Annotated in this window: 29 protein-coding genes; 9 read left to right on the plus strand and 20 right to left on the minus strand. The window is 53.0% G+C overall.

The window, feature by feature from the left end; all coding sequences use genetic code 11:
- Window positions 1–12: 12 nt before the first annotated feature.
- From R0137_RS11965 to moaC, 9 genes are all read right to left on the minus strand, one after another.
- Window positions 13–1,338, minus strand: coding sequence for an alanine/glycine:cation symporter family protein (locus R0137_RS11965; protein WP_407326640.1), 1,326 nt, complete (start codon window positions 1,336–1,338; stop codon window positions 13–15).
- A gap of 69 nt (window positions 1,339–1,407) precedes the next feature.
- Window positions 1,408–1,740, minus strand: a complete 333-nt coding sequence (gene yajC, locus R0137_RS11970; RefSeq protein ID WP_407326641.1) for a preprotein translocase subunit YajC — start codon at window positions 1,738–1,740, stop codon at window positions 1,408–1,410.
- Between the two features lie 110 nt (window positions 1,741–1,850).
- Window positions 1,851–2,651 (minus strand): exodeoxyribonuclease III, encoded by an 801-nt coding sequence (locus R0137_RS11975; RefSeq protein WP_407326642.1) that lies wholly within the window; start codon window positions 2,649–2,651, stop codon window positions 1,851–1,853.
- Window positions 2,652–2,654: 3 nt separating this feature from the next.
- Entirely contained in the window at window positions 2,655–3,131 is a 477-nt protein-coding gene (gene bcp / locus R0137_RS11980; protein ID WP_407326643.1) for a thioredoxin-dependent thiol peroxidase, read from the minus strand.
- Between the two features lie 74 nt (window positions 3,132–3,205).
- Entirely contained in the window at window positions 3,206–3,757 is a 552-nt protein-coding gene (locus R0137_RS11985) for an NUDIX hydrolase (protein WP_407326644.1), read from the minus strand.
- Window positions 3,754–4,230 (minus strand): flavin reductase family protein, encoded by a 477-nt coding sequence (locus tag R0137_RS11990; RefSeq protein WP_407326645.1) that lies wholly within the window; start codon window positions 4,228–4,230, stop codon window positions 3,754–3,756. The genes R0137_RS11985 and R0137_RS11990 overlap by 4 nt, the downstream gene beginning before the upstream one ends.
- A complete protein-coding gene (locus R0137_RS11995; RefSeq protein ID WP_407330015.1) occupies window positions 4,227–4,685 on the minus strand; it encodes a molybdenum cofactor biosynthesis protein MoaE in 459 nt (152 codons plus the stop codon). Before R0137_RS11995 ends, R0137_RS11990 begins: the two co-directional genes overlap by 4 nt.
- Window positions 4,686–4,687: 2 nt before the next feature.
- Entirely contained in the window at window positions 4,688–4,930 is a 243-nt protein-coding gene (locus tag R0137_RS12000; RefSeq protein ID WP_407330016.1) for a MoaD/ThiS family protein, read from the minus strand.
- 12 nt (window positions 4,931–4,942) lie between these two features.
- A complete protein-coding gene (moaC, locus tag R0137_RS12005) occupies window positions 4,943–5,461 on the minus strand; it encodes a cyclic pyranopterin monophosphate synthase MoaC (RefSeq protein WP_407326646.1) in 519 nt (172 codons plus the stop codon).
- Window positions 5,462–5,701: 240 nt separating this feature from the next.
- On the opposite strand from moaC, the gene R0137_RS12010 reads away from it, so the two are divergent.
- The gene (locus tag R0137_RS12010) at window positions 5,702–6,928 is read left to right on the plus strand and encodes a spinster family MFS transporter (RefSeq protein WP_407326648.1); all 1,227 of its coding nucleotides are present in this window, start codon (window positions 5,702–5,704) and stop codon (window positions 6,926–6,928) included.
- Window positions 6,929–6,956: 28 nt separating this feature from the next.
- Here the strand turns inward: R0137_RS12010 and R0137_RS12015 are convergent, their stop codons facing one another.
- Window positions 6,957–8,108, minus strand: a complete 1,152-nt coding sequence (locus R0137_RS12015) for a flavin monoamine oxidase family protein (protein WP_407326649.1) — start codon at window positions 8,106–8,108, stop codon at window positions 6,957–6,959.
- A gap of 192 nt (window positions 8,109–8,300) precedes the next feature.
- Here R0137_RS12015 and R0137_RS12020 point away from each other — a divergent pair, with 192 nt between their 5' ends.
- Window positions 8,301–9,626 carry a serine hydrolase domain-containing protein gene (locus tag R0137_RS12020; protein ID WP_407326650.1) on the plus strand — a complete coding sequence of 442 codons (1,326 nt, stop codon included), beginning with the start codon at window positions 8,301–8,303 and terminating at the stop codon, window positions 9,624–9,626.
- Window positions 9,627–9,690: 64 nt separating this feature from the next.
- Here R0137_RS12020 and R0137_RS12025 read toward each other — a convergent pair whose 3' ends face one another.
- The 3 genes from R0137_RS12025 to arfB all read right to left on the minus strand — a co-directional run bounded on the left by R0137_RS12025 (window position 9,691) and on the right by arfB (window position 11,381).
- Window positions 9,691–10,401, minus strand: a complete 711-nt coding sequence (locus tag R0137_RS12025; protein WP_407326651.1) for an SOS response-associated peptidase — start codon at window positions 10,399–10,401, stop codon at window positions 9,691–9,693.
- A gap of 65 nt (window positions 10,402–10,466) precedes the next feature.
- Window positions 10,467–10,892 carry a PaaI family thioesterase gene (locus R0137_RS12030; RefSeq protein WP_407326652.1) on the minus strand — a complete coding sequence of 142 codons (426 nt, stop codon included), beginning with the start codon at window positions 10,890–10,892 and terminating at the stop codon, window positions 10,467–10,469.
- 54 nt (window positions 10,893–10,946) lie between these two features.
- Entirely contained in the window at window positions 10,947–11,381 is a 435-nt protein-coding gene (gene arfB, locus R0137_RS12035) for an alternative ribosome rescue aminoacyl-tRNA hydrolase ArfB (RefSeq protein WP_407326653.1), read from the minus strand.
- A gap of 149 nt (window positions 11,382–11,530) precedes the next feature.
- On the opposite strand from arfB, the gene R0137_RS12040 reads away from it, so the two are divergent.
- The gene (locus R0137_RS12040) at window positions 11,531–11,959 is read left to right on the plus strand and encodes a MarR family winged helix-turn-helix transcriptional regulator (RefSeq protein ID WP_407326654.1); all 429 of its coding nucleotides are present in this window, start codon (window positions 11,531–11,533) and stop codon (window positions 11,957–11,959) included.
- Here the strand turns inward: R0137_RS12040 and R0137_RS12045 are convergent.
- The gene (locus R0137_RS12045) at window positions 11,948–14,986 is read right to left on the minus strand and encodes a WD40/YVTN/BNR-like repeat-containing protein (protein WP_407326655.1); all 3,039 of its coding nucleotides are present in this window, start codon (window positions 14,984–14,986) and stop codon (window positions 11,948–11,950) included. The genes R0137_RS12040 and R0137_RS12045 overlap by 12 nt on opposite strands.
- A 262-nt stretch (window positions 14,987–15,248) precedes the next feature.
- Between R0137_RS12045 and R0137_RS12050 the strand changes: the two genes are divergently transcribed.
- The gene (locus R0137_RS12050; RefSeq protein ID WP_407326656.1) at window positions 15,249–16,931 is read left to right on the plus strand and encodes a peptide ABC transporter substrate-binding protein; all 1,683 of its coding nucleotides are present in this window, start codon (window positions 15,249–15,251) and stop codon (window positions 16,929–16,931) included.
- On the opposite strand, the gene R0137_RS12055 is transcribed toward R0137_RS12050, so the two are convergent.
- The gene (locus tag R0137_RS12055; RefSeq protein WP_407326657.1) at window positions 16,928–17,155 is read right to left on the minus strand and encodes a hypothetical protein; all 228 of its coding nucleotides are present in this window, start codon (window positions 17,153–17,155) and stop codon (window positions 16,928–16,930) included. The two genes, R0137_RS12050 and R0137_RS12055, sit on opposite strands and share 4 nt — an antisense overlap.
- A gap of 137 nt (window positions 17,156–17,292) precedes the next feature.
- Between R0137_RS12055 and R0137_RS12060 the strand changes: the two genes are divergently transcribed.
- Window positions 17,293–18,111 carry a formyl transferase gene (locus tag R0137_RS12060; protein ID WP_407326658.1) on the plus strand — a complete coding sequence of 273 codons (819 nt, stop codon included), beginning with the start codon at window positions 17,293–17,295 and terminating at the stop codon, window positions 18,109–18,111.
- A 244-nt stretch (window positions 18,112–18,355) separates the two neighbouring features.
- On the opposite strand, the gene R0137_RS12065 is transcribed toward R0137_RS12060, so the two are convergent.
- Together R0137_RS12065 and R0137_RS12070 are read right to left on the minus strand one after the other, a co-directional pair.
- Window positions 18,356–18,526 carry a DUF6435 family protein gene (locus R0137_RS12065; RefSeq protein ID WP_407326659.1) on the minus strand — a complete coding sequence of 57 codons (171 nt, stop codon included), beginning with the start codon at window positions 18,524–18,526 and terminating at the stop codon, window positions 18,356–18,358.
- A gap of 120 nt (window positions 18,527–18,646) precedes the next feature.
- On the minus strand, window positions 18,647–19,156 hold the full coding sequence (locus tag R0137_RS12070) for a fasciclin domain-containing protein (protein ID WP_407326660.1): 510 nt from the start codon (window positions 19,154–19,156) through the stop codon (window positions 18,647–18,649).
- Between the two features lie 247 nt (window positions 19,157–19,403).
- Between R0137_RS12070 and R0137_RS12075 the strand changes: the two genes are divergently transcribed.
- The gene (locus tag R0137_RS12075; RefSeq protein ID WP_407326661.1) at window positions 19,404–20,543 is read left to right on the plus strand and encodes a murein transglycosylase domain-containing protein; all 1,140 of its coding nucleotides are present in this window, start codon (window positions 19,404–19,406) and stop codon (window positions 20,541–20,543) included.
- 47 nt (window positions 20,544–20,590) lie between these two features.
- Here R0137_RS12075 and R0137_RS12080 read toward each other — a convergent pair whose 3' ends face one another.
- Together R0137_RS12080 and R0137_RS12085 are read right to left on the minus strand one after the other, a co-directional pair.
- On the minus strand, window positions 20,591–21,217 hold the full coding sequence (locus tag R0137_RS12080) for a PEP-CTERM sorting domain-containing protein (protein ID WP_407326662.1): 627 nt from the start codon (window positions 21,215–21,217) through the stop codon (window positions 20,591–20,593).
- 244 nt (window positions 21,218–21,461) lie between these two features.
- Window positions 21,462–23,003: a flavin-containing monooxygenase gene (locus R0137_RS12085; protein ID WP_407326663.1), complete on the minus strand. Its 1,542-nt coding sequence runs from the start codon at window positions 23,001–23,003 to the stop codon at window positions 21,462–21,464.
- A gap of 210 nt (window positions 23,004–23,213) precedes the next feature.
- On the opposite strand from R0137_RS12085, the gene R0137_RS12090 reads away from it, so the two are divergent.
- Entirely contained in the window at window positions 23,214–24,275 is a 1,062-nt protein-coding gene (locus tag R0137_RS12090; protein WP_407326664.1) for an AraC family transcriptional regulator, read from the plus strand.
- On the opposite strand, the gene R0137_RS12095 is transcribed toward R0137_RS12090, so the two are convergent.
- Entirely contained in the window at window positions 24,247–25,032 is a 786-nt protein-coding gene (locus tag R0137_RS12095; protein ID WP_407326665.1) for an SDR family oxidoreductase, read from the minus strand. The two genes, R0137_RS12090 and R0137_RS12095, sit on opposite strands and share 29 nt — an antisense overlap.
- Window positions 25,033–25,223: 191 nt before the next feature.
- Between R0137_RS12095 and R0137_RS12100 the strand changes: the two genes are divergently transcribed.
- Window positions 25,224–25,961 (plus strand): FadR/GntR family transcriptional regulator, encoded by a 738-nt coding sequence (locus R0137_RS12100; RefSeq protein ID WP_407326666.1) that lies wholly within the window; start codon window positions 25,224–25,226, stop codon window positions 25,959–25,961.
- A gap of 74 nt (window positions 25,962–26,035) precedes the next feature.
- Window positions 26,036–26,836, plus strand: a complete 801-nt coding sequence (locus R0137_RS12105) for a crotonase/enoyl-CoA hydratase family protein (RefSeq protein WP_407326667.1) — start codon at window positions 26,036–26,038, stop codon at window positions 26,834–26,836.
- The last annotated feature ends 18 nt before the right edge of the window (window positions 26,837–26,854 follow it).

Raw genomic sequence — 26,854 nt, forward strand, 5'->3', positions numbered from 1 at the left:
GTCAAACAACGCTTAACTGCGCTGAAAGTATTCCCGGGAGAGACGGAACACCAGAGGCCCCAAAAGTAACAGGGCTATCAGGTTAGGAATTGCCATGAAAGCGTTGAGAGTGTCAGCGATCAACCAAATAAGATCCAGCTGCACGACGGTACCCACAGGTATAGCAAGCACCCAGGCAAGACGAAAAGGCAGTACGCCCCGAGTTCCCACCAAAAACACCACGCAGCGCTCTCCATAAAAAGACCAGCCGATCATTGTGGTGAACGCGAAAATACAAAGGCCAAAGGTCACGATGATGTCGCCGCCGGGAAAGGCGTTACCAAAAGCCATACTAGTGAGGCTAGCGCCACTAACACCGCTGGGAAGCACGTCCATAATGACGATCACCAGGCCAGTGATACTGCAAACAATCAAGGTGTCGATAAAGGTTCCCAGCATGGCAATCATGCCCTGCTCCACCGGCTCGTTCGTCTTTGCCGCGGCGTGAGCAATCGGCGCACTACCCAGACCTGCTTCATTTGAGAAAATACCTCGGGCGACGCCGAAACGGATTGCCGCCCAAATTGTCGCCCCGGCAAACCCGCCCATTGCAGCTGAGCCAGTGAATGCAGATTCCACAATGGTCGCTATCGCAGCAGGCACGGCTGAGGCATTCATAGCAATCACAATGACACCCATAAGCAGGTAGCTCGCCGCCATCAGTGGTACGAGGAGGCTGGCGACACTAGAGATGCGCTTAATCCCTCCGAGAACCACCGCGCCGACCAAGACCATCAGAGTGAGACCGGTATAAAGAGGATTGATCGCGTAACTGTCGTTGAGTACCTGTGCTACGGAATTGGATTGAACGGTATTGGCAATGCCAAAGCCGGCAAAGGCTCCAAAAATAGCAAACGCAAATGCCAGCCAGTGCCAATGCGCAGCTAGACCATTACGAATGTAATACATGGGGCCACCACTGTATTGACCATCAGCGTCCTGCTCGCGGTAGTGCACAGCACAGACCGCCTCGGCGTACTTGGTCGCCATGCCAAACAGTGCGGTGATCCACATCCAGAACAAGGCGCCGGGCCCACCTAGAGTGATCGCCGTGGCAACGCCTGCGATGTTGCCCGTGCCGATAGTAGCCGACAGAGAGGTCATGAGAGCACTGAAAGGGGAGATATCCCCTGCCCCGGCACCGCTACGGCCCCGAAACAGAAGCGAAAAGCCCGTCGGTAACTTACGGAGCGTCAAAAAGCCGAGACCCAGGGTGAGGTATATACCCGTGCCCAGGAGCAACACCAGCATAACGGGTCCCCAAGCTATACCGTTGATGGTTCCAATGATCTCAGCCATAGCGTGGTGTTCCTTGGGGGTTCAGTTGTGTCATGAGGAGAGTCATCGGGCTCGACGAAGAACGCAATGCTAGGCGATGCTTTTTAAAGTTCCTTTGGGTAGCACTGCATGAATATGCACGCGCTGAAACTTGAGCTCTACTTTTTCACTCACATTGAGCACAACATAGTTATCGTCCAGGCTCACAATTTTGCCGAGAATACCGGAACTGGTTACCACTTCATCGCCCTTCCCAAGTGCCGCGACCATGGCCGAATGCTCTTTTTGGCGCTTTCGCTGCGGTCGGATAGCAATGAAGTAAAAAAGTACGAAAAGGCCAACGAGAAAAATAATCTGAAACAATTCGCCTCCGGCCGGGGCGCCAGCAGCGGCAGTCTGAGCGTGAGCAGATGCAATAAACACGGTAACTCCTTAGAGGTATTTTATAAGATGGGAGCGACCGGTCGTCGACCCCTTAAAGATGGCACGGGAATGTAACGGTTTTGACCATCCCCGGCAAACGCTTACGCTGACTACGCGCTGATTTCCAAGTCGTAATCCATGATCTGAGGCGCGTGATCTGAAAAGCGTTCTTCAGTATAAATTGATGCAGCGCGAACAGTGGGCACGAGCTTTGGAGTGATCATCTGGTAGTCAAGACGCCAACCAACGTTATTCGCCCAAGCCTGTCCCCGATTTGACCACCAGGTGTAACGGTCAGGCTCCTTGTCCACGATCCGAAAAGAATCAACGAAACCTATCTCATCGTAAATTTGATCGAGCCACGCTCGCTCTTCCGGCAAAAACCCCGAGTTCTTTTGATTCGATCGCCAGTTCCTGAGATCGATGTTTTGGTGACATGTGTTCCAGTCAGCACAAATAATGAACTCCCGCCGCTTACGCTTTAACGCACGAAGGTGCTCAAAAAACAAATCCATGAAGATGAACTTCTTTTCGAGCGCCGCTTCGCTGCTGGATCCCGAGGGCACATAAAGAGATATCACCGAAAGACCTGCATAATCACACTGCAAATACCGTCCTTCACCATCTACGGGCTCCCAACCAAGCTTTGTTATGACTGCCCGAGGCTTTACGCGGGAATAAACCGCTGTGCCGCTGTATCCCTTCTTGATCGCATCGTTGTAAACGCAATGATAGCCCTCTGGATGAAACATCTCGTCCGTAAGCTGGTGTATCTGGGCCTTGGTTTCCTGAACACAAACCACGTCTGGGGCAGTCTGTGCCATCCAATCAAAGAAGCCCTTTCGACTTGCGGCGCGGATACCATTGGCATTGAAGCTAACGATCTTGGTTGAAGAGGACGATTTACCCACTGATTAAAGTCCCAGTTCTTTGATGAGCACTAGGAGGTCATCATGATGCGACTTCGTCTTAAACTTATCCATAACATGCTTGAGACGACCATCCTTGCCGATAATGAAAGTCGTGCGCAGGATGCCCATAAACTCTTTACCCATGAATTTCTTGAGTCCCCAGCAGCCATACTTTTCAGCGATCGCATGATCCTCGTCCGAGAGCAAAGTGAAGTTCAAATCCTGCTTTTCGATAAATTTGCTGAGGCGGCTTACAGGATCAGGACTCACACCGAGCACAACCGTGTCGAGCTTTTTTAGAGCCGCTTTACTGTCTCTAATCCCACAGGCCTGCGTTGTACAGCCGGGCGTCATCGCCTTGGGATAAAAGTAAACGACAACGTTCTTTTTATCCCGAAAATCCTTGAGGCTTACCTTTTTTCCGTCCTGATCCAGCATTGAAAAAGCTGGCGCCAGGTTGCCTATCTTGGGAAAAGCCATCTATCTCTCCTTGAGTCGAATACGGTGATGCTATTTATATGTGCTTACCGCCGATGACGCGCTGCGCACTGGGATCAGTCGGTCTTGGGTGGCCGTTTAAAACGTATGGGCTTTACAGCGATGGGATAGTCATCGCGACGGCGATCCTCGAAAAAAGCCTTAAGAGTCTCTCGAACCACAGGGAAAGCAATGTCATCCCAGGGGATTTCCTGCTCCGAATACAATGCGGTTTCAAGACTCTCGGGGCCTACGCCAAAGCGCCCGTCGTCCAGAGTACAGCGGTAGAACATGTAGACCTGACTGATATAAGGAACGTCAAACACTCGATAGAGGTGCTGATTGCTCACGCGGGCACGGGCTTCCTCCCAGGTCTCGCGAGCAGCGCCCTCCTCGGTAGTCTCACCATTCTCCATAAAGCCTGCGGGCAAGGTCCAATAACCGTAGCGAGGTTCGATAGCCCGCTTACATAGCAAGACCTTGTCTTCGTAAACCGGTAAACATCCGACGATGACTCTGGGATTAATGTAGTGAATAACACCGCAGTCATCGCAAACATAGCGGTCTCGATCGTCATCCTCCGGGATACGGAACGATATAGAACCCGCGCATTCGCTACAGAACTTCATTGTAGCTCCCGATACTCACCGCCGAAAAACACCAAAGGTGCTTGCGCTTCAATCTCTGATACTCGCGTCACTCGTCCGAGCAAAATGATGTGATCGCCGCCATCGAGGGACTGCTCAAGGCTGCACTCGAAGTTAACCAGCGCGTTCTTAATCAATGGCGCACCATTTGTACCCAACTCATAATCCGAATCGGACAAACGATGTCCACCCTTCTGGGCATACGCCGTGGAGTGCGCTTCCTGTGAGGCCGCTAGTACCGCTATGCAATAAGTGGCAGCGTTTGCATACACGGGAAAAATTTCCGCATCTTTTTGCAAACTCCAAAGTACAAGAGGCGGATCGAGAGACACGGACGCAAAGGAGTTAATCGTTAATGCGTACGCAACACCTTCATCACCTGCGGCAGTAACCAGACAGACGCCCGTGGAAAATTGGCCCAGAGCATCCCGCAATTCGCGGGAATCAATATTCATGCGGTAGCGTCCCTGCCCCAGCGCCTAGCGCGGTCTTCATCAGTAGTTTTGGCATCAACCCAGCGCCAGTGGCCTGCGAGGTCGCACTCTCGCTTCCACAAGGGCGCCGACACCTTGAGATAGTCCATTACAAATTCGCAGGCGCTGAACGCTGCTGCGCGATGAGCCGAGCCTACAGCAAGCCAGACAATAGGCTCCCCCGGCCCTAACTCCCCTACGCGATGCACGACCTGCACGGATTGTACGGGCCAGCGTCGTGCGGCGCTGTGAATGGAGTCCAGAATACTCTGCTCAGTCATGCCCGGGTAATGCTCAAGAGCTAAGGCGCTAATACCCTCACCACGGACATAGCCCGTGAATGTCGCAACCGCGCCCGTATCGTCTGAGCTACGAGGAAAGTCCCTCGCCAATGCCGCCACATCAAAGGGCTGCTCAGCAATATCAACGGCAAACATACTCACCCCCCGGTCATCGGAGGAAAGAAAGCGACTTCATCGGAACTTGCCAACGGCTGATCTTCCTTAACCACCTTTTGATTGACCGCACAAAACACGTTGGGGTCGGCCAAAGACTCAGCCAAGTCGGCATTCACAGTTAATCGGAGCATTGAGCGAAGAGCCGCAACGTCTGCGGGGCAATCGGCGTCAGCGATCTCTACGCTGTCTTCACCCAGCAGCTCTCTCAATCTCGCAAAGAACATGATTTTCACGGTCTACTCCTTAGCGGTCGCCGGCTGCGATGTCGCATCATCGAACTCTGTTCGATCCCACACACCAGAACGTCCCCCCTCTTTACGAACGAGACAGAGCTTGTCGATCACCATGCCTTTATCCACCGCCTTGCACATGTCGTAAATAGTTAGGGCGGCTACGGACACCGCCGTAAGCGCCTCCATCTCGACCCCTGTGCGTGACTCCACACTAGCACTGGCAGTCACTCTCACGCCGGGCAAAGTATCATCGAGCTCAAAGTCCACGCTAACGGCATCCAAGGGCAGGCTGTGGCACAAAGGAATCAGTTCGTCGGTACGCTTAGCCGCCTGAATCCCGGCGATTCTTGCCACGGCCAATACATCCCCCTTCGAGAGGCTGTTAGAGCGAACCTGATCCAGCGTTGCGCCAAGCATGCGAACTTCACCACGAGCTACAGCTCGTCTTGCGGTGATCGGCTTCTCGCCGACATTGACCATGCGGGCGCGTCCCTCGTCATCTAGATGCGTGAGCGTCGTCATATAAATGGAGTATTTTCGGAAAGCGCCCAGTCTAGCCAAAGGCTTGTTGGCATACCAGTGGGACGATGAGGTTTCCCTCCGTTGGCAAAGTCTGGCACTGTTGCGCAGATCATTCCCTCCTAGCGAGATATTGGGCTACCTACGTTGGACAAACAACCACAATATAGTCATTCAACGCAGCCGAATACTCCTCCCGACGAAAGCGATTACTCGCCCGCCTACAAAAGATTCGTCCTGATCATGTTAACGCTGGTCTACGCGTTCAATTTTATTGACCGACAGATACTCGTCATTCTTCAGGAACCCATAAAAATTGAAATGGGGCTTTCGGACACCCAGCTTGGACTTTTGAGTGGTTTCACCTTTGCTGTCATCTACGTGACCGCGGGAATCCCCATCGCTTATTGGGCGGACCGAGGCAATCGTCGCAACATTGTCGCCATCGCCCTCGCAGTATGGAGTGGCATGACTGCCCTATCGGGATTCGTACAAAACTACGTGCAGCTCCTGCTTGCTCGCTTAGGCGTAGGCCTGGGAGAAGCCGGTGGCAGTCCTCCCGCGCACTCAATGATCAGCGATTACTTCCCCCCGGAAAAGCGCGCGACCGCCCTTTCGCTCTATACCTCAGGCATCTACATCGGCATCTTAGTCGGCCTGGCCTTTGGGGGAATTCTTGCGGAGTCCTTCGGCTGGCGGAAAACGTTCATGATTGTCGGTGTTCCCGGCGTTATTCTGGCTGGCTTACTTCTGCTCACGGTTCGAGAGCCCCTGCGAGGACGCTGGGAGAACGCCAAGGCGAACACTGATCGTCCAAGTTTTAAGCAGACTATGTTCGTGCTGCGTCAACGCCGCTCGTTCTGGTACTTCGCCATGGGCTGTGCGCTGACGTCGTTTATCAGCTATGGCAATGGTAACTTTTTCCCTTCATTCCTTTACCGCAACCACGGCATGAGCATCGCCGATATCGGCTTAGTGCTATCTCTAGTTGCCGGAGTGTCGGGAGCCATCGGTACGATTGCTGGAGGGATCCTCGCTGATAAACTGACGGTAAGAGATCACCGCTGGTACGCCTGGTTGCCTATCGTGGGTGGTCTAATCGCTTTTTTTCCCTATTTTTATGTTCTGATCGGCGCCAACACCACAGGAATATTGATCGTGTTGTTTTTTGTCGGTATTGCCAACTCGCTGTACCTGGGACCGAGCATAGCCGTATCTCACGCCATGGTTCCATCGAGGATGCGCGCGCTCACCTCGGCCGTACTGTTCTTCATACTCAACATGATCGGTTTGGGTCTGGGCCCGTTTTTAACAGGCCTCAACAGTGATCTGCTGGCGTCGGTCTCGGGAGAGAACAATCTTCGTCACGCAATGCTCATCACGGCCTGCATGGGTCCCGTTGCGATGTATATGTTCTATAAAGCGTCGCAACACGTCACCCGCGATATTGATGCCAACACCGCGAGCTAGTAGCTACTGAGGGTAAACTAAAGCCCTCTTAAAGAAGTTCGAGAATAGGTTCGTTGGGATCTGCAAGGCTCGATTCAAGGTTCAGTGACAATGCCACTTCTCGCGCGGCTCGCTCACCGCTATCGTAGGCACCATGCACCGTACCGACGTCAGCCGGGTCAGCCGTCGCCTCTCCCGCGAAGAAAACCGTATCTCCCATACTCTTTGCGAGTTCCAGGTGCGCGAGGGTTGATCCCGCTTGCGTGCCCGCTCCTCGACTGAACTTATCTGCAGACCAATCGACTACGGCTGTCCAGCTTGCAGCATTGAGTGACGGCAAGGACTCGAGCGCCTCATCGAAGGCACGAATAGCGAGCGACAGCTGCAAAGATTCTGACTGATTTCTCAATGCATCAGCGCGAACCCCCTGAAACTGCGCCTCCAAAAGCACCTCTCCATCGGGGCCCACCGGAAAGGCACGCAAGCGCGTCGTCGAATCTTCAAAGAGCCAGGGTTGGGAGGCGTCCTTTAAAATCGCGCCCTCAGACGGAAATAGCAACGCAAGGCTTAACGCCGGGTCGACCTTCAGAGCGGCCAGCGCGTCCAGCTTCGATCTCGATAAACCGGGCGTCATTGACAGAGCGCCGCTGCGCAGTACTCCTGCGGGCAGGGTCACTATTAAGCGACGTCCCGTAACGGCGCTACTCAGGCCGCGATTCATGTACTTGACCCCAACCAGACCCTCTCTCCAAAAGACCTCGCTCACATCACTATCGAGCTGCACTCTTCCGGTGGAGGTCTCCGCCAGTGCCCTAACGAGCGCTGCCATACCCGGGTACAGGCCCAGGCTGCCATCAGGAAAGTCTTCGACGCTCAAACCTAGACGTTCGATAACCGGCCACTCTTTACCCTGCGACTGCTCTAAGGACATCGCACCCAAATCGGCATCACGAACGCTATTCTGGTGCCGCACGGAATGAACGCGACCGCCTATGCGATCACGCGCCTCAAGCACTAGCACTTTTAGCTCGCTATCTAAACTCACCAGGCGCTCTGCCGCGGCGAGCCCTGCTACGCCGGCGCCCAGCACGATCACGTCGTAATCCGTGCCCAATCCCTGAGCATGCGAGTACCTTGACGCCAGTGACGACACCAGAGGCAGGCTTGCAGATAACTGGAGTAACTTTCTACGTGTAAACAAACCGGTGGAGGATCCTGTTTAGCAGTTTGATACTGACCAGCATAGCGCAGCAAGGCGATAAGCACAGCTTGACGGTATCGCCTTGTGCAGCCCGTCTCAATTGCCTATCGTGACCCTTGGATTTTAGGCGCTTGATTGCTCGTACAGGGGGCAATCTGCGCACCACCCCCGATCTAGCGGAGAACAACGGCCATGAAAACAATAATCCCCCTCACTGCCCTGCGCTTTTGCTTGCTGGGCATTCTCCTGCTGGCAGGCCAGACTGCTTCCGCGGACAGCCGCCCTAAGGCAATGGCTATCCCCAGCGCATTGCCGGCTCGCGAAGGATTCTCCAGTGAGCGGCTACAGCGCATTAACGACCGAATGGAAGCTGCTGTTGTCGACGGCATCATGGTCGGCGGACAGGGCGTTATCGCGCGAAACGGGGCAATTGTGTTCAGGGAGTCCTGGGGCATGGCGGATAGAGAAGCGGGTCGCCCAATGACAAATGACGCCCTTTTTCGAATCTACTCAATGAGTAAGCCCATCACGGGCGTCGCACTAATGATGCTTTACGAGGAAGGCCATTTTTTATTGGAGGACCCCGTGAGTAAGTACCTGCCTGACCTCGCAGGCCTTACGCTGGTGCAAGAGGACGAAAACGGCGAGATGGTTAGCAAGACGCCCTATCGACAGCCCACCATCCGCGACCTAATGACCCACACCGCGGGCCTGACCTACGGAATTTTTGGTAATAGCGCTGTTGACGCGCTGTATCGCGAAGCCGATTTGCTGCGCGCTCCTAACATGCGAGAGTTCACAAAACGGCTGGGCACACTACCGCTTCTTTTCCAACCGGGATCCCGGTGGCACTACAGTGTTGCTGTCGATGTTCAGGGGGCGCTAGTCGAAGCCATCAGCGGCCAGAGTTTTGGCGACTTTCTTCAAGAGCGAATCTTCGCCCCCCTGGGCATGCACGACACGTTTTTTGTGGTGCCAGAGGACAAACAATCGCGGCTTGCGACGCTCTACTCCCCCAAGGGCACCGTCCTGGACTGGAACAGCCCCTGGCAGTTCAGCGCTGAAACGCAGCTGGAGCCGGCCGATCCAGAGCTGACCCGCGGCTATCTCGACGGCCATCTTTTTCAAAGCGGCGGCGGTGGATTGATTTCCAGCACCGATGACTACCTGCGTTTTGCGCTCATGCTAGTAAACGGTGGCAGCTTGAATGGCGAGCAGATCCTTTCTCCCCGAACGATTGCACATATGCGCAAAGATCATCTGGGTGCAGCGGACTCCAACGGCCTGTGGGGTATGGACGGCTTCGGGCTAGGGGTAGGCATCGTCAAAAGCACCGCCGGCAAGAGCGGAGAGCTAGGCGCTGACGGCGCTTACGGTTGGGGCGGCGCCGCAGGCACAAACTTCTGGGTCGATGAAGAAGACAACATTGTCGGCGTCTTCATGGTCCAGAGCGTTCCCCACACAACGCCCCTCGCGAAAAAGTTTCGCGTAATGACCTATCAAGCCTTGGTTGAGTAACGTGGCTTAATCACCCAGCTGAGAAAATTAGCTGGGTAGATTAATGGAGTAAACCGAAGGAGCTTTAGTCCTTGTCCGTCGGGAGTGTTACTGAATCTCCCGCGGGCGCCATACTCTCGGGGCTTTTGTTACGAGAGTTACCAGCAGCCTTGTCGATAGGCACAAGGCGAAGCGGTTCTTTGAGATTTGGCGCGAAAATCGAGTCGTCAGGCGCGATCGGGGCGCTATTGTCCAACCACCGATCTCTATCACCCGGTGCCAGCATGACAGGCATTCTGCTGTGCCAGGGTTTGAACCGATCTGCAGCAGCGGTGGTTACCAGCGTGCAGGAAAGCAATGGCTCGCCAAGCTGCCCAAGCTCCGAATCACCAAACCACACATCCCACAACGCGGCGACAGCCAGCGCCTCCTCTTCATTGGTGATTTGCCAGGGCTGCTTATCGCCCTTCGCCCCCCTCCACTCAATGAAGGAAGACATGGGTACGATGCCCCGCTGACTGACAAATGGCTTTCGAAATGCCGGACTTTTACTCAGTCCCTCACTGCGGGCATTAAACATCGCGTACTTTTGACTGACCTCTTTTGACCATGAAGGGGTTAGCCACCATCGAGCAGATGAAAGAGCGTTGTCGTCGCCATCAACCGAACGGATCATGCTCACTGATTCAGTCGGCGCTATGTTGTAAAGCGGTGCGGGCAGCTGTAGATCGACGCCGAGACCATCCAGCAAGGCTTGGAGGCCCGGGGTGTTTACAACGTTGAACCGACCACACATAGACGCTAGTCAAGCAGTCAAAACGGCAGGCAATACAGGAGCGTCAGCGAGCTGAGCCGAAACGATCATTGCTCTTTGGTCTTACGGTAAATCTTGGCAACACTTTGAGTTGTCGCCAGTAAGTGCCCGTCGGCGTTAAATAGCTGCCCGTCAAGAAACGCTGTCTTGTGTGAGAGCCGCACGATGCGCCCAACAGCGGTTAAAAATCCCGCGCGCGTCGCTTCCAGATAACGGGTGCTTATCTCTAAAGACGATAAGTTACCGACGGTATCGTCGTAGGCGAAAACGGCGTGGCTCATCGCAGCATCCAGCATCGCCGTGATGAAGCCCCCTTGCACCACATCGACGGAGTGGCAGAAGTCTTCACTGACGGTAAAGGTGAGGGTCGCGGTGCCGTCGTCGGCGTCGAACTCAGCAACTTTGCCGTCAAACAGCTTCATAAACACCGGCAGATTGGCGTTCAGTCGCTCGAGATCCCTTGGATTGCGCATGCTATTCCTAATTCAGTGGTGGAAGGAGGCAGCACTTTACCCATCAATCTTACGCTAATCAACGTTGGGTTTCTTTCGTAAGGCCTTGTTTTTACTATTTATATCTTTTCGTTTAAGGCGTCTTTCCTTGGAGGCCCGCGTCGGTCGCGTCGCTCTGCGAGTCTTGGCAACAAAGCTGGCCTCACGAAGCAGATCTACGAGGCGCTGAATTGCATCCTCACGATTCTTTCCCTGGGTTCGATACCGCTGGGCCTTGAGTACAAGCACACCATCATCGCTAATCCTGCTGTCACGACTGCGAAGGAGCTTCTCACGCACTCTTTGGGGTAGTCGCGCACGGGTTATATCAAACCGCAGGTGCACTGCCGTCGACACTTTGTTGACGTTTTGCCCTCCGGAACCACTCGCTCGCACCGCATCCATTTGCACATCGTCGAGGTGCAATGAAAATTCAGAGGTTACAGGGGCTTTTCCTTGCTCTTCGCTCATGCTGCAAAGGATACATGGACGTAGACACTTCTCCCACTGCCCGAGGTTAATGCCGGCCCAGCGAAGTAAGTACTCATATCTATACTGCATAGATACTTGATATATCAAGTATAAGTCATGTATTATGCGCCACTTAAAGGAGCTTAGACATGAAGACACTCAACGGGAGAGGTAAAACTCTTGTAGATCTTTGGCTTGCGAGTGAGCGCCTCTCAGCTCGCATAGACCACAACCTTGGGGCAGTACACGGGATCGGCTACGTGGAATTTATGGTGCTCTACCAACTCGCCCGCTCTACTGACCTGCGAATGCGACGCGTTGATTTGGCCAACGCAATAGGCCGCACGGCTTCAGGTGTAACGAGGTTGTTAAAGCCTATGGAAAAGATAGGTTTGGTCGCACGCGATGTCAGTGACAGAGATGCGCGAGTCAGCTTGGTGAAAATAACCGAAACAGGCCTCGGAAGGCTTGATGAAGCGCTGAGCACCATGAACGAGCTCGGTGGGCGACTGACCAACGCCCTCGGCGACAGCCAGCTCGATAGCGCCTCGGCTGCCCTAGCGGTCTTAAGGGACTAACTTTCTACCGTTAGCCGAGCGCGACATGGACTTCGTGGGGGCCAACTCACTGTCGCACCAGGCAGACTCATCTACAGCTGGCTGCCCTGAGACTGAATCCGTTCTAGGAGCCCCTTCCAAAGGGCCCATGGCTGGTACCCAGTAGTCGGTCATTAGCAGGCCAAACGCTTGCAATACCTTCTGCATCTGGCTCTCCAGCGAGGCGAGCAGCTGCTTGTCGTTATCGGTCAGGCGCTCATAGGGCGAGTGCGTATAGTAAAAAGCTTTACTAAGGCGATGAGACAACTTCTCAGAATCACTGATGACACCCTGAAAATCACGGAACGCGATGAGCTCCCATACGTCGACTATCTTCTTATGCAACTTAGCTGACACACTCTCACTAAGTTCATCATCGCGTTCCAACCGCTCCTCCATGCATGCCAATACCTTCAGCACGCCCTTTGATTGAGTTTGCAGAGACTCAATGGTCTGACGGTACTTCAGGTTTTGTTGATAGCTGTCTTCCTCGTAATCGACTCGGGGATCAGCCAATAGTCGGAGTTCGCTACTGCGTTTAAGCGTGCCAGCGCTAATCGTTACGGTATACACGCCCGGTGCAGCCAAGGGTTGCTCCAGTACAGGGCTCATGAGCGGTCCATAGATCTCTTGCCCTGCCCACTGTAAATCCCAAGATGTGCGATTCATCCCCTGCTCAACTTGCTGCTCCCATTGCCGTACAAGTTGATCTCTTTGCGTTATGGATACAGTTACCGTCTCGACTTCTTCGTCATTGATCCAAAAGCTAATCAGCGCCTCGCGGGCGTTGTTGTCACCGGAATACAGATTGTCAGGAGATAATCGCTGACCAATCGCCTGACCGATCACGGGTTGATAGCTAGCCGGAGGTGCAAAAAGTTGCAAAGTCTCATTTGTTAAATCCGGCGCGCCCGCCAAGACTCGCCAGGGCGTAAGATCATCGAGTATCCAGATACTTCGACCAAAGCTAGCCACCACCAAGTCTGCTTCTCGCTCCTGCACCGCCATATCCATGGTTGAGACTGCTGGGTAACCTTTTTTCCACTGCTGCCAAGTCGCTCCCTCATCAAGGGATAGGTAAAGGCCGTACTCTGTACCCAAGAACATCAGGCGCGGCTCGACAGTATCTTGTATAAATGAGAGTGCATAGCTTGGGATGCCCTGACCTCTCAGTACATTGACCCAAGTCACCCCGTAATCTTGGGTACGAAAGAGGTACGGGGTCGTATCGCCCTGGAGGTGATTGTCAATTACCACGAACGCTTCACTCGCCGAGTAACTCGAAGGGACGATCTGTTTAATCCAACCCGCCAAGGGCGCGCCGGGCAAGTTAGCGGTGACATCCGTCCAGGATTCACCCCCACTTCGAGTCAGGTGTATTCGACCGTCATCGGAGCCAACCCAAAGCAAGCGCTGCTCCAGTTCGCTGGGGGCTATTACTGTGATCGTCGTATGGTTCTCGGCCGCTGTCGCGTCGATAGATAGACCACCGGACAGATACTGCCGTTGTTTAGTTACGTCGTTAGTCGTTAGATCAGGACTAATCACGTCCCAGGAAGAACCACGATCTTTACTACGATGAACAAACTGGCTGCCGATATAGAGCGTAGCCGCATCAAAGGGGCTAGCTGCAATAGCCGCATTCCAGTTAAAACGCAGCGACCTGTTTTCCCGCTCTTTACCTTGCTTCTCACCTTCTGTAGGCATGATGGTTTTTCGCTGGCCTGTCAGCGTGTTAATACGGACAAGCATGCCGCCCTGCCACAAGGCATAGACCCATGGGTCACCCTGCCCCCCAAGGACCACATCAAAGCCGTCATTGAATGCCAGCTCACGCCAGTAGCCGTTGCGAATACCTCCTCTATTCCATACCTCACTGGGCCCATACCACGTGCCGTTGTCTTGAAGGCCGCCATAAACTTTGTAGGGGACCGCATCATCAACAGTGATGTGATAAAACTGCCCGAGGGGTAAGTTTTCTGCGAAGCGCCAGTTATCACCCCGATCTCGTGACCAGTACAGACCGCCATCAGTACCGTCGATGATAAAACTTGAATCATCCGGATCGATCCAGAAAGCATGGTGATCAGCGTGCACCTCCATCCCCCAGTCTTCGATCACCTCAAACTCCGCACCGGCGTTTTCAGATCGTGCAAGGCGCGAGTAGAGGTTATAGACGCGATCAGGGTTTTGCGTATCCACATGAATTTCAGAGAAGTAAAAAGGACGACTGCCAATAGTTTCGGTATTCACCATGGACCAAGACACTCCACCATCATCAGAGCGATAGAACGCGTTCCTTTTGGATTCGATCAAGGCGTAGACACGGTCAGGGTCAGAGGGTGCAATAGCGACTCCTATCCTGCCATAGGGCCTTTCCGGGAGACCCGAGTCCTCACCAAGCTCTGCCCAAGACTCACCGCCATCGTTACTGACATATAGCCCTGAGCCGGGACCACCGGAGGCAGAATCCCAGGGGCTTCGACGAAACTCCCACAGCGACGCAATCAATTTGTCGGGATTGCGGGGATCCATCACAAGGTCCGCTACACCGCTGCGGCTGTCGCTAAACAATACTCGACGCCAGCTCTCGCCGCCGTCCATAGACTTGTATACGCCTCGACTGTCTGTAGCCTTAAAGGGGTCACCCAGAACGCCTGCCCAAACAACCTGTTCGTTTTTGGGATGAACTATCAAGCGATGAATATTGCGGCTTTGCTCAACGCCCAAATGTATCCAGCTCTCACCACCATCGACGCTTTTATAGAGCCCGTTGCCACTGGACTGCGAGTTCCGAGGATTACCCTCCCCGGTGCCGACGTACACCACATTGGGCTGGGAGGGTGCAACAGCTACAGCGCCGATAGATTGCGCTGGCTGAGCGTCGAAGATTGGCTCGAAGCTTGTGCCTGCATTTACTGTCTTCCATAGGCCACCCGATGCTGAACCTATGTACCATATGTTTTTGTTAGTCGGGACCACGGCTATCGAGGTAATTCGTCCACTCATACCGGCGGGGCCTATGCTGCGGAGTGGTAACTGAACATTCGGTTGAGACAGAGTGATTGAGCTGAAGCAGAAAGTAACAACGAAGACACAGAGCTTAAGGTGCATAGACGGTATTCAACCCATAAGAGTGAAGTTTAAGTGTAGCGTGAGTAAGTCGATGGTTTTCAGAGCGAATCCGGTGCTGACACCTTATCTTTTTATTGAACACACAGAGCCAAAACAAGCTACTCTAAAATCAATGAGCACCTGGAGACAACGCGCCGTGGCAATCCAGCGATCTTTCGGATCTTCCCGTCGTGGCCTGACGCGGATTCTTCTCTTTTTTTGCGCGCTGTCTCTTTACGGCTGTAGTCAGGAAAGCCGTGTTCTCAGCGGCAATCGCGCGGGGATCCTCCACGTATCGCTACCCGCAAAACCGCAAACACTGGACCCCCATGTCGCCAGCGGCACGCAGGAATACATGCTCATAAGCGCGCTCTTTGAGCCACTCACCGTTTTTGACGCAGAAACACTCACCCCCGAGCCCGGCGCCGCCGAACGCTGGGTCTTTGACACAGACGGCCTTGGGGCCACATTTTTTTTGCGCAAAGATCTCAGATGGTCGAATGGTGACGCGGTCACCGCCAGAGACTTCGTCTTTGCCTGGCGACGTGCACTTAACCCCAAATTAGGCAATCAGTTGGCCGAGACACTCTTCCATCTAAAAAATGCCGAAGAGATTTATAGCGACAAAATCAAAGACGTCAGCATGCTTGGCGTCAGCGCCATGAGTGAGCGGACCCTTCGACTTGAGTTTGCCCACCCAGTGCCAGAACTCATCGTTCTCGAAAATCTTTCACACGCTGGCACTGTCCCTCTGCATGCACCGACGTTAGAGCGCTATGACGCAGTAGACTCACGCTACGCGGGCTGGGCCAGAACGGGCCGTTTGGTTGGTAACGGCGCCTTCACATTGGACGAGTGGCGTATGCAACGCGACGTCAGCCTCAAAGCCAACCCTTTGTACTGGAATGCCGCAAGCGTGGGATTGAATGGCATCACGTTTTATCCAATAGAGAGCATCACCACCGAAGAGAAGCTCTTTCGAAGCGGTCAACTGCATCTGACCACACGGCTTCCTGCCAGCAAAGTACCCTCTTATCGGGACAGTGGTGCCAAAGCCTATATCGAGCAGCCAATCTCCCGCTCGGACTATATCGCAGTCAACATGAGCCGACCTCCTCTTGACGACCCAAAGGTCCGACGAGCTCTCGCTCTGGCGATTGACAGACCAGCGCTAGCGCAGACCCTTTACCACGGTGCGGCTACGCCCATTGGCGGCTACGTTCCGACAGTAATACGCGACTATCCGCACCCCACCCCCTTAAAATTTGATCCTGAGACAGCGCGAAGACTAATGACCGAAGCCGGCTATCCTAATGGCAAAGGGTTTCCCGAGATCTCATTACTCACATCATCAGACGGAATCGGAAGAAATTTCTCGACAGCCGCCATGCAGGGCTGGCGAGATAAGCTGAACATTAGAGTGAAGCCGTCCTTACAGGAGTATCGCGTATATCTAGATAGCTTGATTGGCGGCGACTTCGATCTGGTATTGGCTAGTTGGAATGGCGCAGCACAACCCCAGTGGTGGCTTGACCGATGGCGGAGTGACAGCCCTACTAATGACAGCCGATACTCTAATGCGCGATTCGATGACTTAGTCTTAAAAAAAGCGAAGAGCACAGCGGATACAAAAGAACTGCTGAGGATCTATGCTGATGCCGAAACTCTGCTGATGAATGACCTACCGATTATTCCCCTGTTTCAACGCCATTCAAAGTATTTGAAGCAGCCCAGTGTTAAGGGAATGCCGGCGAACCCGATCAACGTTATTAACTTTGAACGCGTTGCATTGAACCCAGACGGTGGTGTCTGGGAGACCGAGGCACCGTTGTACGACTAACCGCCACCCTCCTTCGCAGCACTCTCGAGCGCTTCCTCATACTCGCTATAACTCGTGTCGTACTGACTGGCGCAATCTTCGGCCTGTGCTTCAGGCATCTTGCTGCACTCAAAACGCTGATTGTCTTGAATAGCCGTGTAGATCTGCTCACTGCTACAGCCCGACAAGAGCAACAGGTGAAAACCCAGACAGGACAATGAACGTATAGACGAGTGCTTGAGCATCGATCTGCTCTCCAAATGAGTTAAAGGGCTGTTTATCTTACATCGAAGGCATTACCTTAGCGTTATTGTTCAAACGAGCGCTCAGCGCGAGTGACGAGTACTAACTCTACTGAGTACTAACTCTACTAAAGACCGCGATGCGTATTACTATCCTCGCCAATAGAGACCTCCACAGCAACATCGCGCTGAATCTGCTACTGCCGACGCTCTCACAGCATCGTTTCACGATCTTTCTGTCTGACGCTGTAGGTGCTCCCTCACAGGGCTACCAGCCACCGAAGAGCCTTCAGGAGATGAGGTTCTTCGAACAAGAGCTCTTCAAAAACACCATTGAGGCGTTGATCGAGCTGCAACCACAGTCCGGCAATAGATATCTGAGCTTTAAGGAGCTTAGCGAATTAGCCGAGCAGCCTATTAGAACCTGCAGAAATATAAACAAAGAACAGGAGCATGAAGCGTTTCGGCGTTCGGCGCCGGACTTAGTACTTTCAATCAGATTTGGATCAATTCTCCGCGAGCCCGCGATCAGCGTCCCACCTCTAGGAGTTATCAATCTTCACTCGGGACTGCTACCGGACTACCGGGGGATTCTTACTACACTCCATTCTCTTGCAAACCAAGAGACCGAAGTAGGCTGCACGCTTCACTACATCGACTCCCCTGCTATCGATACGGGAGCAATCATTGATCAAAAGCTGATTACTGTAGATAGAACAAAATCTTTGTTATGGCACGTGGTTCAGCTTTATCCTGCCGGCTGCTCCATGATGAGCAACGCGGTAGAAGATCTTGCTGCCGGTAAAAACATTTCGAGCAAGGCGCAGGGAGCAAGCTCAAAATCCTACTTTTCGCTGCCAACATCTGAAGACTTTGAAAGACTGTCGCAAGCGGGTTTTCGAGTATGGGACCCCGAAGACATATCAACGCTGTATCAGCTCTTTCTTGGCAAACAGTAAGCAAAAAAACGAGAATCAATGCCATTTACTCATTCATCTTTTCTGCACGAGGAGCCGTCAGCAGTTACGCGCGATTGGCCGGAGAATTGAAGCGGTCACCGCGACTCGCTTCACCGTCAGTGGCATGGGCATGATGCGCTCCGCTTCCTCTAGCTCTAACTGACCTTGTTAGAGATAGCATAATTCAAACTACTCTTGCTCCAGCGATCCCTGGTTACGCTAGCCTAAGACAGTCACGAACCGCTTACTCCGATGCCTCGGCTTTGAGAGCGTCGATTCTTTCTTTAAGCGATTCGGCTTCGGCTGTTAAGGCCGAATACGTTCGAATGTCACCGTTTCGTTGCGCATGAAAAGCGCGGGTACTCAAGTCTGTACGCTCTTGCTCGAGTTTTTTTAGCGGGTCTTTTTTGAACATTCCGAACATAGCCTTCTCTCTTTGAGAAACTGATATAGCAAAAAAAGCCCACTAATGTGGGCTCGTTATTATGAGCAACAATACGCGAAAAGAGAGCTGCTCCTAATTCAGCTAAACCACTTACGAACCGGGCAGAATGACCGTATCGATCACGTGAATCACACCGTTAGTCGCTTCGAGGTCAGTCATGACGACGGTCGCCTCGTCTACCATGACGCCTGCATCACTTGCTGAGATGCTTACAGACTCGCCTTGTACCGTTATAGCGCTATCCAGAGTTACGACGTCCGCAGCCATAACCTTACCGGCGACAACATGATAGGTGAGTACCGCGACGAGCTGATCTTTGTTCTCTGGCTTCAGCAGTGTTTCTACGGTACCCGCTGGCAGCTTAGCGAACGCAGCGTTGGTCGGTGCGAACACAGTGAAGGGGCCCTCACCTACCAGGACGTCCACGAGGCCTGCGGCCTTTACAGCTGCGACCAGGGTGGAAAAATCGTCATTGCCGGCAGCGATTTCAACGATGTTCTGCTTAGGCATGTCGTGACCACCTTCATGATGGGATGCCTGAGCAAACACTGAAATGACCATCAATAGCATTGCGAATTGAATTTTTTGTAACGTTTTCATAACCATGTCCTTTGAGGGATAAACTGAGTAGACGGAACGCGCGACTTGCCAGGACGCACTATCTCGTCGCAGTAACTTGCACTACACAAACACTTACGACAGCCAAACGTTATTGGGCTGTTGCTGTTCATGCTTTGTCTAAGCCCACGTGAGTAATAACTTTTGTACCGCTAGCGGCGGAAGAATCTCTTCGTCGGTAGAAAGCCGGTATGCTGAGCTCTCTTAGAGAAACTGCAGGAAGCTCGCAATGACGCTTCGCGCTATCGTCGCGACCCTAAGCCTCGGGCTAATGCTGGGTAGTTGCGCAAATCCTTCCCAAACTGTCATAGATGCCACCCTGAGTGGAGACCCCGAACGTATCGCCCGTGCGGTTCTCGAAGATCAGTTGCAGCGCCAGGGTGTTCCTACGGACATCGAAGGTTTGCCAGAATTAATAGAGGCCGTTAGTGGCTTGCTGGCGGAAATCTGGGGAGAAAAAGAGCCAGAAATCGCCTCTGAGCACCGCTACGTCAAATACAGTAATGCCTACGAAGCCAGAGCAATCATTGATTTCGACGCGGGCTGGCTGCAGGTCGAAACCATCGCGTCAGAGGACCCTATCGATAAGTTGCGACAAGCTATTATCAGCACCCTACTCACGACCCGCGATATGAGCGTTCATGACATCTTTACGGATGCGAGTCCGCCGGTCGATGGCGAGCCCTTTCTTCTCGGCCAGGTGTTGGATGCAGATGATCAGCCCATTCGATGGCAGTGGCGCGCTGAACGATTTGCTGACTACCTCTTAGCCCATGTTTTAAAAACAAGCCGGAAAAACGGTAAGGTTTTACGCAGTGTGCGGGCCGCCTTGGTCAAGGATCACCTGCATCTTCGCGAGATTGAGTACGCCGATTTTGTGCTCGCAGCAGCTCGCCGCTACGCGGTTGAACCATCTTGGATCTATGCCGTGATTGAAGTTGAAAGCGCCTTCAACCCCTACGCAGTCAGTCCGGCGAGCGCTTACGGCCTCATGCAAGTTGTTCCCGCATCCGCAGGAAGAGACGTTTACCAGCGAGTAAAGAACCTTAAAGGTGAGCCCTCGAAGCAAGAGCTGTTCAAACCTGACTTTAATATCGACATTGGTAGCGCCTATTTACATCTGCTGGACGACACCTACCTCAATAACATTGACGATCCAAAGAGTCGGCAATTTGTCGCGATCTCTTCTTACAACGGTGGCGTTGGGAACGCCCTCCGCGCCTTTGATGCAAACAGTGCCGTGGCCGTTCGGCGTATCAATGCCATAAACCCTTCGGAAGTGTATCGGCGGCTCGTCACTGACCATCCTTTTGCGGAAACTCGTCGCTATCTAGAAAAAGTACAAAGCGCTCAACGCAAATACCTTTAGGCAAAAAAAAACCCTCAAAAGAGGGCTTAGGAGTGAACCGTATAAATTTACGCGGTTTTGCGCCGAGAAAACCCGAGACCCGCTAGACCCAAGCCCAGTAGCGCGACTGTGCCTGGCACAGGAACCGCAACATTGAACTCGACCTGATCGATGTGAGCTCCGGAAGAACCGCCTCCTTGAGAACGGAACAGTAGCTGGACATTATCCCCTGAAACAAGGCCGTCGATGCCTGCGCTCATTCCCTGCCAAGAGCCTGCGCTAGAAACGCTAAATGCATTCGTCTCGCTACCGTTAACATTTACGCTAGCCAAGATCCCACTTGACTTGCGGTTCTGATAGTCAAAACTGAAGTGGGCCGTTGAGCCCGCAGCGAACCACTCCGGGATCACAAAAGTCGTCCAGATCTCCGATTTATCCGTTTTCCAGGTGATCTCGGCATGCTGCCCTGTGGCCAGGCCGTCGCTGCCTAGATCTGTGCCCCATTGAAAACTCTCATTCCAAATCTCAATCTTCCCTTCACTGCTATCCCAGTGGGCTACATCTGTCGGGTTCCACTTAGTCGGGTTGATTGCTGTGTCATCGAACTCGCCGTTCTGCACGAGGTTGATGAGACCCGCGTGAGCGCTGGTGGCCAAGCCAAAGACGACTAAGCCTGCGACTAATCTACCGAACATATTTGGTACCTTAACTCCCACAAAATCTTCGGCAGGCGAAGACCTCGTTGCACTAATTAAGGAGACAACATAGATGCAATTGGGTGGCACTCACAGTCAGCTACAGCACGCGTGTGAGCTTGATCACAGTGTCAGGGACAAAAGTGTGAACCAGTTCAAATCTCAAGCAGGCTGCATGGAGACATAGAATCCCCGGATAGCGTCTATCCGGGGATTTTCGTTTCCACGAGAAAACAAAAACGCATTAAGCGACCCGTTGATTGCCATCCTGCTTAGCGCCTCCCCTTTGCCCGTCATAGACAAATTCAGCACCATCGAGATCTGTCGCTGGAACCTGTTCGCGCTCGACCCAATAATCCTGATTATGTCGCCACTCAGGCTTACTGCCCCGACTCGGGAGCTGATCGAGGTCGCGCATTAAATAATTGGGGTTGAACTCGTCCTCCCCTATCCACGGCAATATCTCCATATCTCGATCTTCATCGCGCAGAGACACCTCAACACGCTCTACCCCCTTCTCCGTCATTTTATTGAGTAGCCTGCTAATCAGGTCGCCGAGCATATCAACCCGCAGGGTCCAACTTGCTCGGAAGTAACCAAAAACCCACGTCATGTTGGGTACGCCGGTAAACATCATGCCTCGATAATTCACAGTGTCATGCCAGTTAACTTGCTCGCCATCAACTTCAAAGGGTATGCCGCCCATTACCTTTAAATTAAATCCTGTCGCGGCGACAATAATATCTGCCTCGATTTCTTCACCTGATGAGGTTCGCACACCAGTTTCCGTAAAGGTGTCGATGGTGTCGGTCACTACAGTCAAGGCGCCGTCGACCGCAGCCTTAAAGATGTCTGCACCAGGGCAAAATGCAAGTCGCTGCTGCCAAGGCCGGTACTTTGGAACGAAGTGAGGTTCAAACTCGAAGTCTTCACCCACGTAGCTGCAGATCTGCTCCCGTAGCATCCTGATCATTTCATCGGGATCTGTCTCAGCAAGCTGCGTCATTTCGTACTGCTGATAGATTATGTCCGCTCTCACAACGCGGTGTATGGTTTCCTCATCTATGCCGATTAGTCGCAACCGATCAGCCAACTCATTTCGATTCTCATCGCAGTAGAAATACGTCGGCGATCGCTGCAGCATGGTCACGTGCTCGGCGGTTTTGGCAAACTCAGGAATCACCGTTGCCGCCGTCGCGCCAGAACCAATCACCAATATGCGTTTACCGGAATAGTCGACGCTCGGGTCCCACTTTTGCGCGTGTACGAGTAAGCCCTCGTAGCGATCCATGCCAGCCCAGTCCGGCAGATAGGGGTTCTCGTGATCGTAGTACCCCTGACACATCCAGAGGAATTTGCAGCTCATCTGCAACAAACTGCCATCTGACAGATGTATCACATCCAACTGCCACAGGTTTTGGCTACTGGACCACCGGCAAGCAGTGATGCGATGGCCATAGCGTATATGTGAACTAAGGCCGTTCTCCTCAATGACCTCCCCCATATAGCTCAGTATTTCCTCGCCAGTGGCAATGGGATTTCCTACCCAGGGCTTAAATGCATAGCCAAAGGTGTAGAGGTCGGAATCCGAGCGTACACCGGGATACTTGTGAGTCTCCCAGGTACCCCCAAAAGTGTCCTTCATCTCAAGAATGGCAAAGGACTTGTCCGGACAGTTCTTTTGGAGGTGATAAGCGGACCCTATGCCCGAGATTCCGGCTCCAACAATAATGACGTCGAGATGAAGTTGTTCGCCCTGGGGCGATTTATGGTTTTCTTGCTTCATGACTTTGGCCTCTAACAGGAGTCAGCTTTCTGAAGGTCGTATAGATTTGCACGAGCCTACATACCAATAGAATGACAACACCAGCCCCAATTTGACATTTCCGGCCAAATTTCGCCGCCGATGTCAAAAGTGGCTTCGATGCGTCCTTTTGTTGACAATCATGCTAAGCAGGCAATAGCTTGACATTACCGGCCACCATCAACTGCTGTCATGGAAAAAACACCTGTAAACAAAGCGCTAATAGGCAGACATACTGAGGGCCTGCATCAGATTTGGCCTCTCATGCAATCTCTCGGTGTATCAGTTTCGCAGTGTCTGGCGGGCACAGGGCTTTCCGAAGGGCAAGCCTGGGGGCGAGAAGGCGGCATGACCCTCGAACAGGAATTCCACCTTTATAGGAACCTGCTTCAGCTTAGCGGAGACCCTATGCTTGGGCTGAAACTGGGCGCCCTTTATCACCCCCAGAGCTATGGAATGTTTGGCTATGCAATGATGAGTGCCCGAACTGTCGGCACCATCACGGACTTAGCCAGTCGATACTTCGATCTATTTTTCAGTCACTTTCAAGTAGTTGATTATCGGGAAGGCAATCTCTGGGAAACACGTCTGGAGCAACGCTACCCCATCCCTGCGGATTTAATGCAGGTATTCTCCGACAGAGACATCGAAGCGGGATACACCATATTTGACGCATTGGGGTTGGAGCGCCCGATATTCAGCGAAATTCACTTTTGCTATCTCGACGAAGGTAATTTAGCCGCCTACGAAGAACACTTTGGTTGCACCGTCAAAATGGGATGCGCGGCTAACGCGTTCGTGTATCCGCCTTCACTTGCGGATAGAGAGTTACCTTGGAGAAATGACCAGGCATTTGAAGCTTGCATGGAAGCATGTAGAACGCTTTTGGACGACCTTCGGGGCCCTCACTCACTGTCCTCCCGTGTTGTCGATCGGCTTATCAGCAATCCTGGAGAGACTCACTCTATCGAGCACGTAGCGGAGGATCTTGCTATTTCGACTCGCAGCCTGCGCCGCAAACTTAACCAAGAGGGTACACGCTATCAGGATCTGTTAAGAGAAGTGAGACTACGCTTAGCAAAGCAATACCTACGCGATAGGCTCACCGTAAATCAAACCGCAGAGCTCCTCGGATACTCCGAAACATCAGCCTTCTCTCGAGCTTTCAAGCGCTGGACCGGGCGCTCCCCTATAGATTTTAGATCCTCTGAGTCAGGCACTGGATTTACAAATCCAGCCCGCCACTCACCGTAACGACACTCCCCGTCATGTAAGCGCCCGCTTTACTGCAAAGAAGTACCGCTACTCCGCCGATATCGTCCGGAGTGCCTATGCGCCCCAAGGGAATCTCAGCAGTCGACATCTTCCTCGCTTCCTCGTCGCCGGTGAGGTGATTGCTCATTTTGCTGGGGAACAAACCCGGAGCGATAGCATTCGCGGTGATGTCTCGACTCGCCAGATCGAACGCCAGGCCGCGGGTCAGGTGCAATATTGCGCTTTTACTGGCCATGTACGAGTACGCTGCGCCCCCTGGCTTGCCCATCATGCCAGCGATGGAACCGATATTGATGATTCGTGCGGGATCTGCGCTAGATGCACCCGCGCTCAAGAGCGGCAACAATTTTTGAACGAGGAAAAAGGGTGACTTCACGTTTAAGTCCATCACCTTGTCCCATCCAGCTTCCGGAAACTCGTCAATCGGCGCGCCCCAAGTTGCTCCAGAGTTGTTAACCAATATATCCAGACCAAAACCGACTGCTTCCACATCTGCCACCAGAGCCGCGATGTTCTCCACTTTGGATAGATCCCGCGGAAATGCTCGACAGTCGCCAAGGCTCGACATTTCGGCAGCGGCCGCCTCGCAGTCGACCGCGGAACGAGAGGAGATCAAAACCCGAGCGCCTGACTGCAATAGTGCCTCGGAGATCATTCGACCAATCCCTTTGGCCCCGCCTGTAACCAAGGCGGTCTTTCCGTTCAGCGTGAATAAGTTATCCAGATACTCTGACATTAATGCTCTCCGTTGCGCTCACTTGGTGTTCGCGTCATTGATTTTGAATTAACACTAATTTTAATTATCGAACGTAGCGTCATGATATTTAACATTTTTATCACGAAAACTTATTGAAACATCCATTTGTACCTATATAAGTAAGTATGACATTATCTAGCGTGATTTTTGACAGTATCGGACAGCTTCCCGTGAGCAAACAACAGACCTTCAAGGCGGTTGCAAAAGTGCCTGCCTATCAGCTCGTAGAGCAATCCATCCGCAGCATGATTATGAGCGGCGAGCTCGCCACGGACGACTTACTTCCTCCCGAGACAGAGCTGGCCGAGCAACTAAAAGTCACTCGCCCTACAGTGCGTGAAGCTTTTCGCTCCCTGGAGGGTGCCGGACTGATTAAGCGTGGCCCTCGCAGACGGATGGTGGTCGCCACCCCTTCTCCAGGTATCGTCCACAATGCCGTGCACGAGGCTGTCGTTCTCCATCGAGTGACGTACCGAGAGCTATGGGAAATTGAAATGGCTCTTGAACCGACGGCCGCGGCTTTAGCAGCAAAGAGGGTTTCTCCCGAAATACTTAAAGAAATCGAGGCGAATCTCGCGCGCACAGCCCAGTGCGTCAATAAGCCCGCGAAGTTGGTGGAATGCGATATTGAGTTTCATGAGTTGGTGGCGAAGGCTTGTTGCAACCACGCCATTCTGTTGGCTAGGGAGCCCTTGGGAAACCTGTTGTTTCCGGCGTTTGGGACCGTCATACGCAAGGTCGGCGCAGGTGAGCGGCTTTTTGAAGCTCACACAAGAATCTTCGAAGCCCTAAAAAATGGCAATGAAAAACAGGCAGAGACCTGGATGACCAAACACATTCGTGACTTCAGGCGCGGTTGCGAACTGGCGGGATTAGACCTGGATGCGTCAGTCACCGTTAAATCATAGCGTGTGTATTCACTGGGTGCATAGGCCCATGAAGATCCTGTACTCACCGCACAGAAACTCCGGAGCAAAAGTCTATGAACGATAGAATCTCAATTAAGGTCTGTGATCACGTCGCGGACGTACGCCTGATACGAGGCGACAAAATGAACGCGCTGGACAGCAAGATGTTCTCAGCTATCGAGGAAGCCGGCAAAGCTTTACGTGATAACTCTGATGTGAGGGTTGTTGTTCTTTCCGGCGAAGGCAAAGGCTTTTGCGCGGGGCTAGACATGGCCAACTTCGCCTCCATGGCTGACGGAGCTGTCGAGCGAGAAGAGAGCAAGCTAGCCCTACGCACCCACGGCGCAGCGAACGGACCACAGCACGCGGCCTGGATGTGGCGTGAACTGCGTGTTCCGGTCATAGCGGCGCTTCATGGAGTCGCGCTAGGAGGAGGATTTCAGGTCGCCATGGGGGCCGATATACGTTACGCCGCGCCGAGCACCCGAATGTCTATTATGGAAATCAAGTGGGGGTTGGTTCCGGATATGGCCGGCACTCAGCTCATGCGCCACTTTGCACGCGATGACATCATCCGCGAACTTACCTATACAGGGCGCATATTCTCTGCAGAGGAGGCACAGCAGTTCGGCTTTGTTACACGGGTATGTGAAGACCCTCTCGAAGAGGCCCTGAAAACTGCTCGCAACATTGCCACACGCAACCCTGATGCCATCAGTAGAGGCAAGCAGTTACTCAACGAAGCAAATTATCTGCAAGCCGATGAAGGCTTGTTGTTAGAGTCAAAGCTTCAAGACGAGATTATTGGCAAGCCCAACCAAATAGAAGCAGTTATGGCTGAGATGGAGAAACGACCCGCGATTTTCAATCGTTGAATGGCCGCAACTGCGTTG

The sequence above is a fragment of the Congregibacter brevis genome, from assembly GCF_045689245.1.
Taxonomy (GTDB): domain Bacteria; phylum Pseudomonadota; class Gammaproteobacteria; order Pseudomonadales; family Halieaceae; genus Congregibacter; species Congregibacter brevis.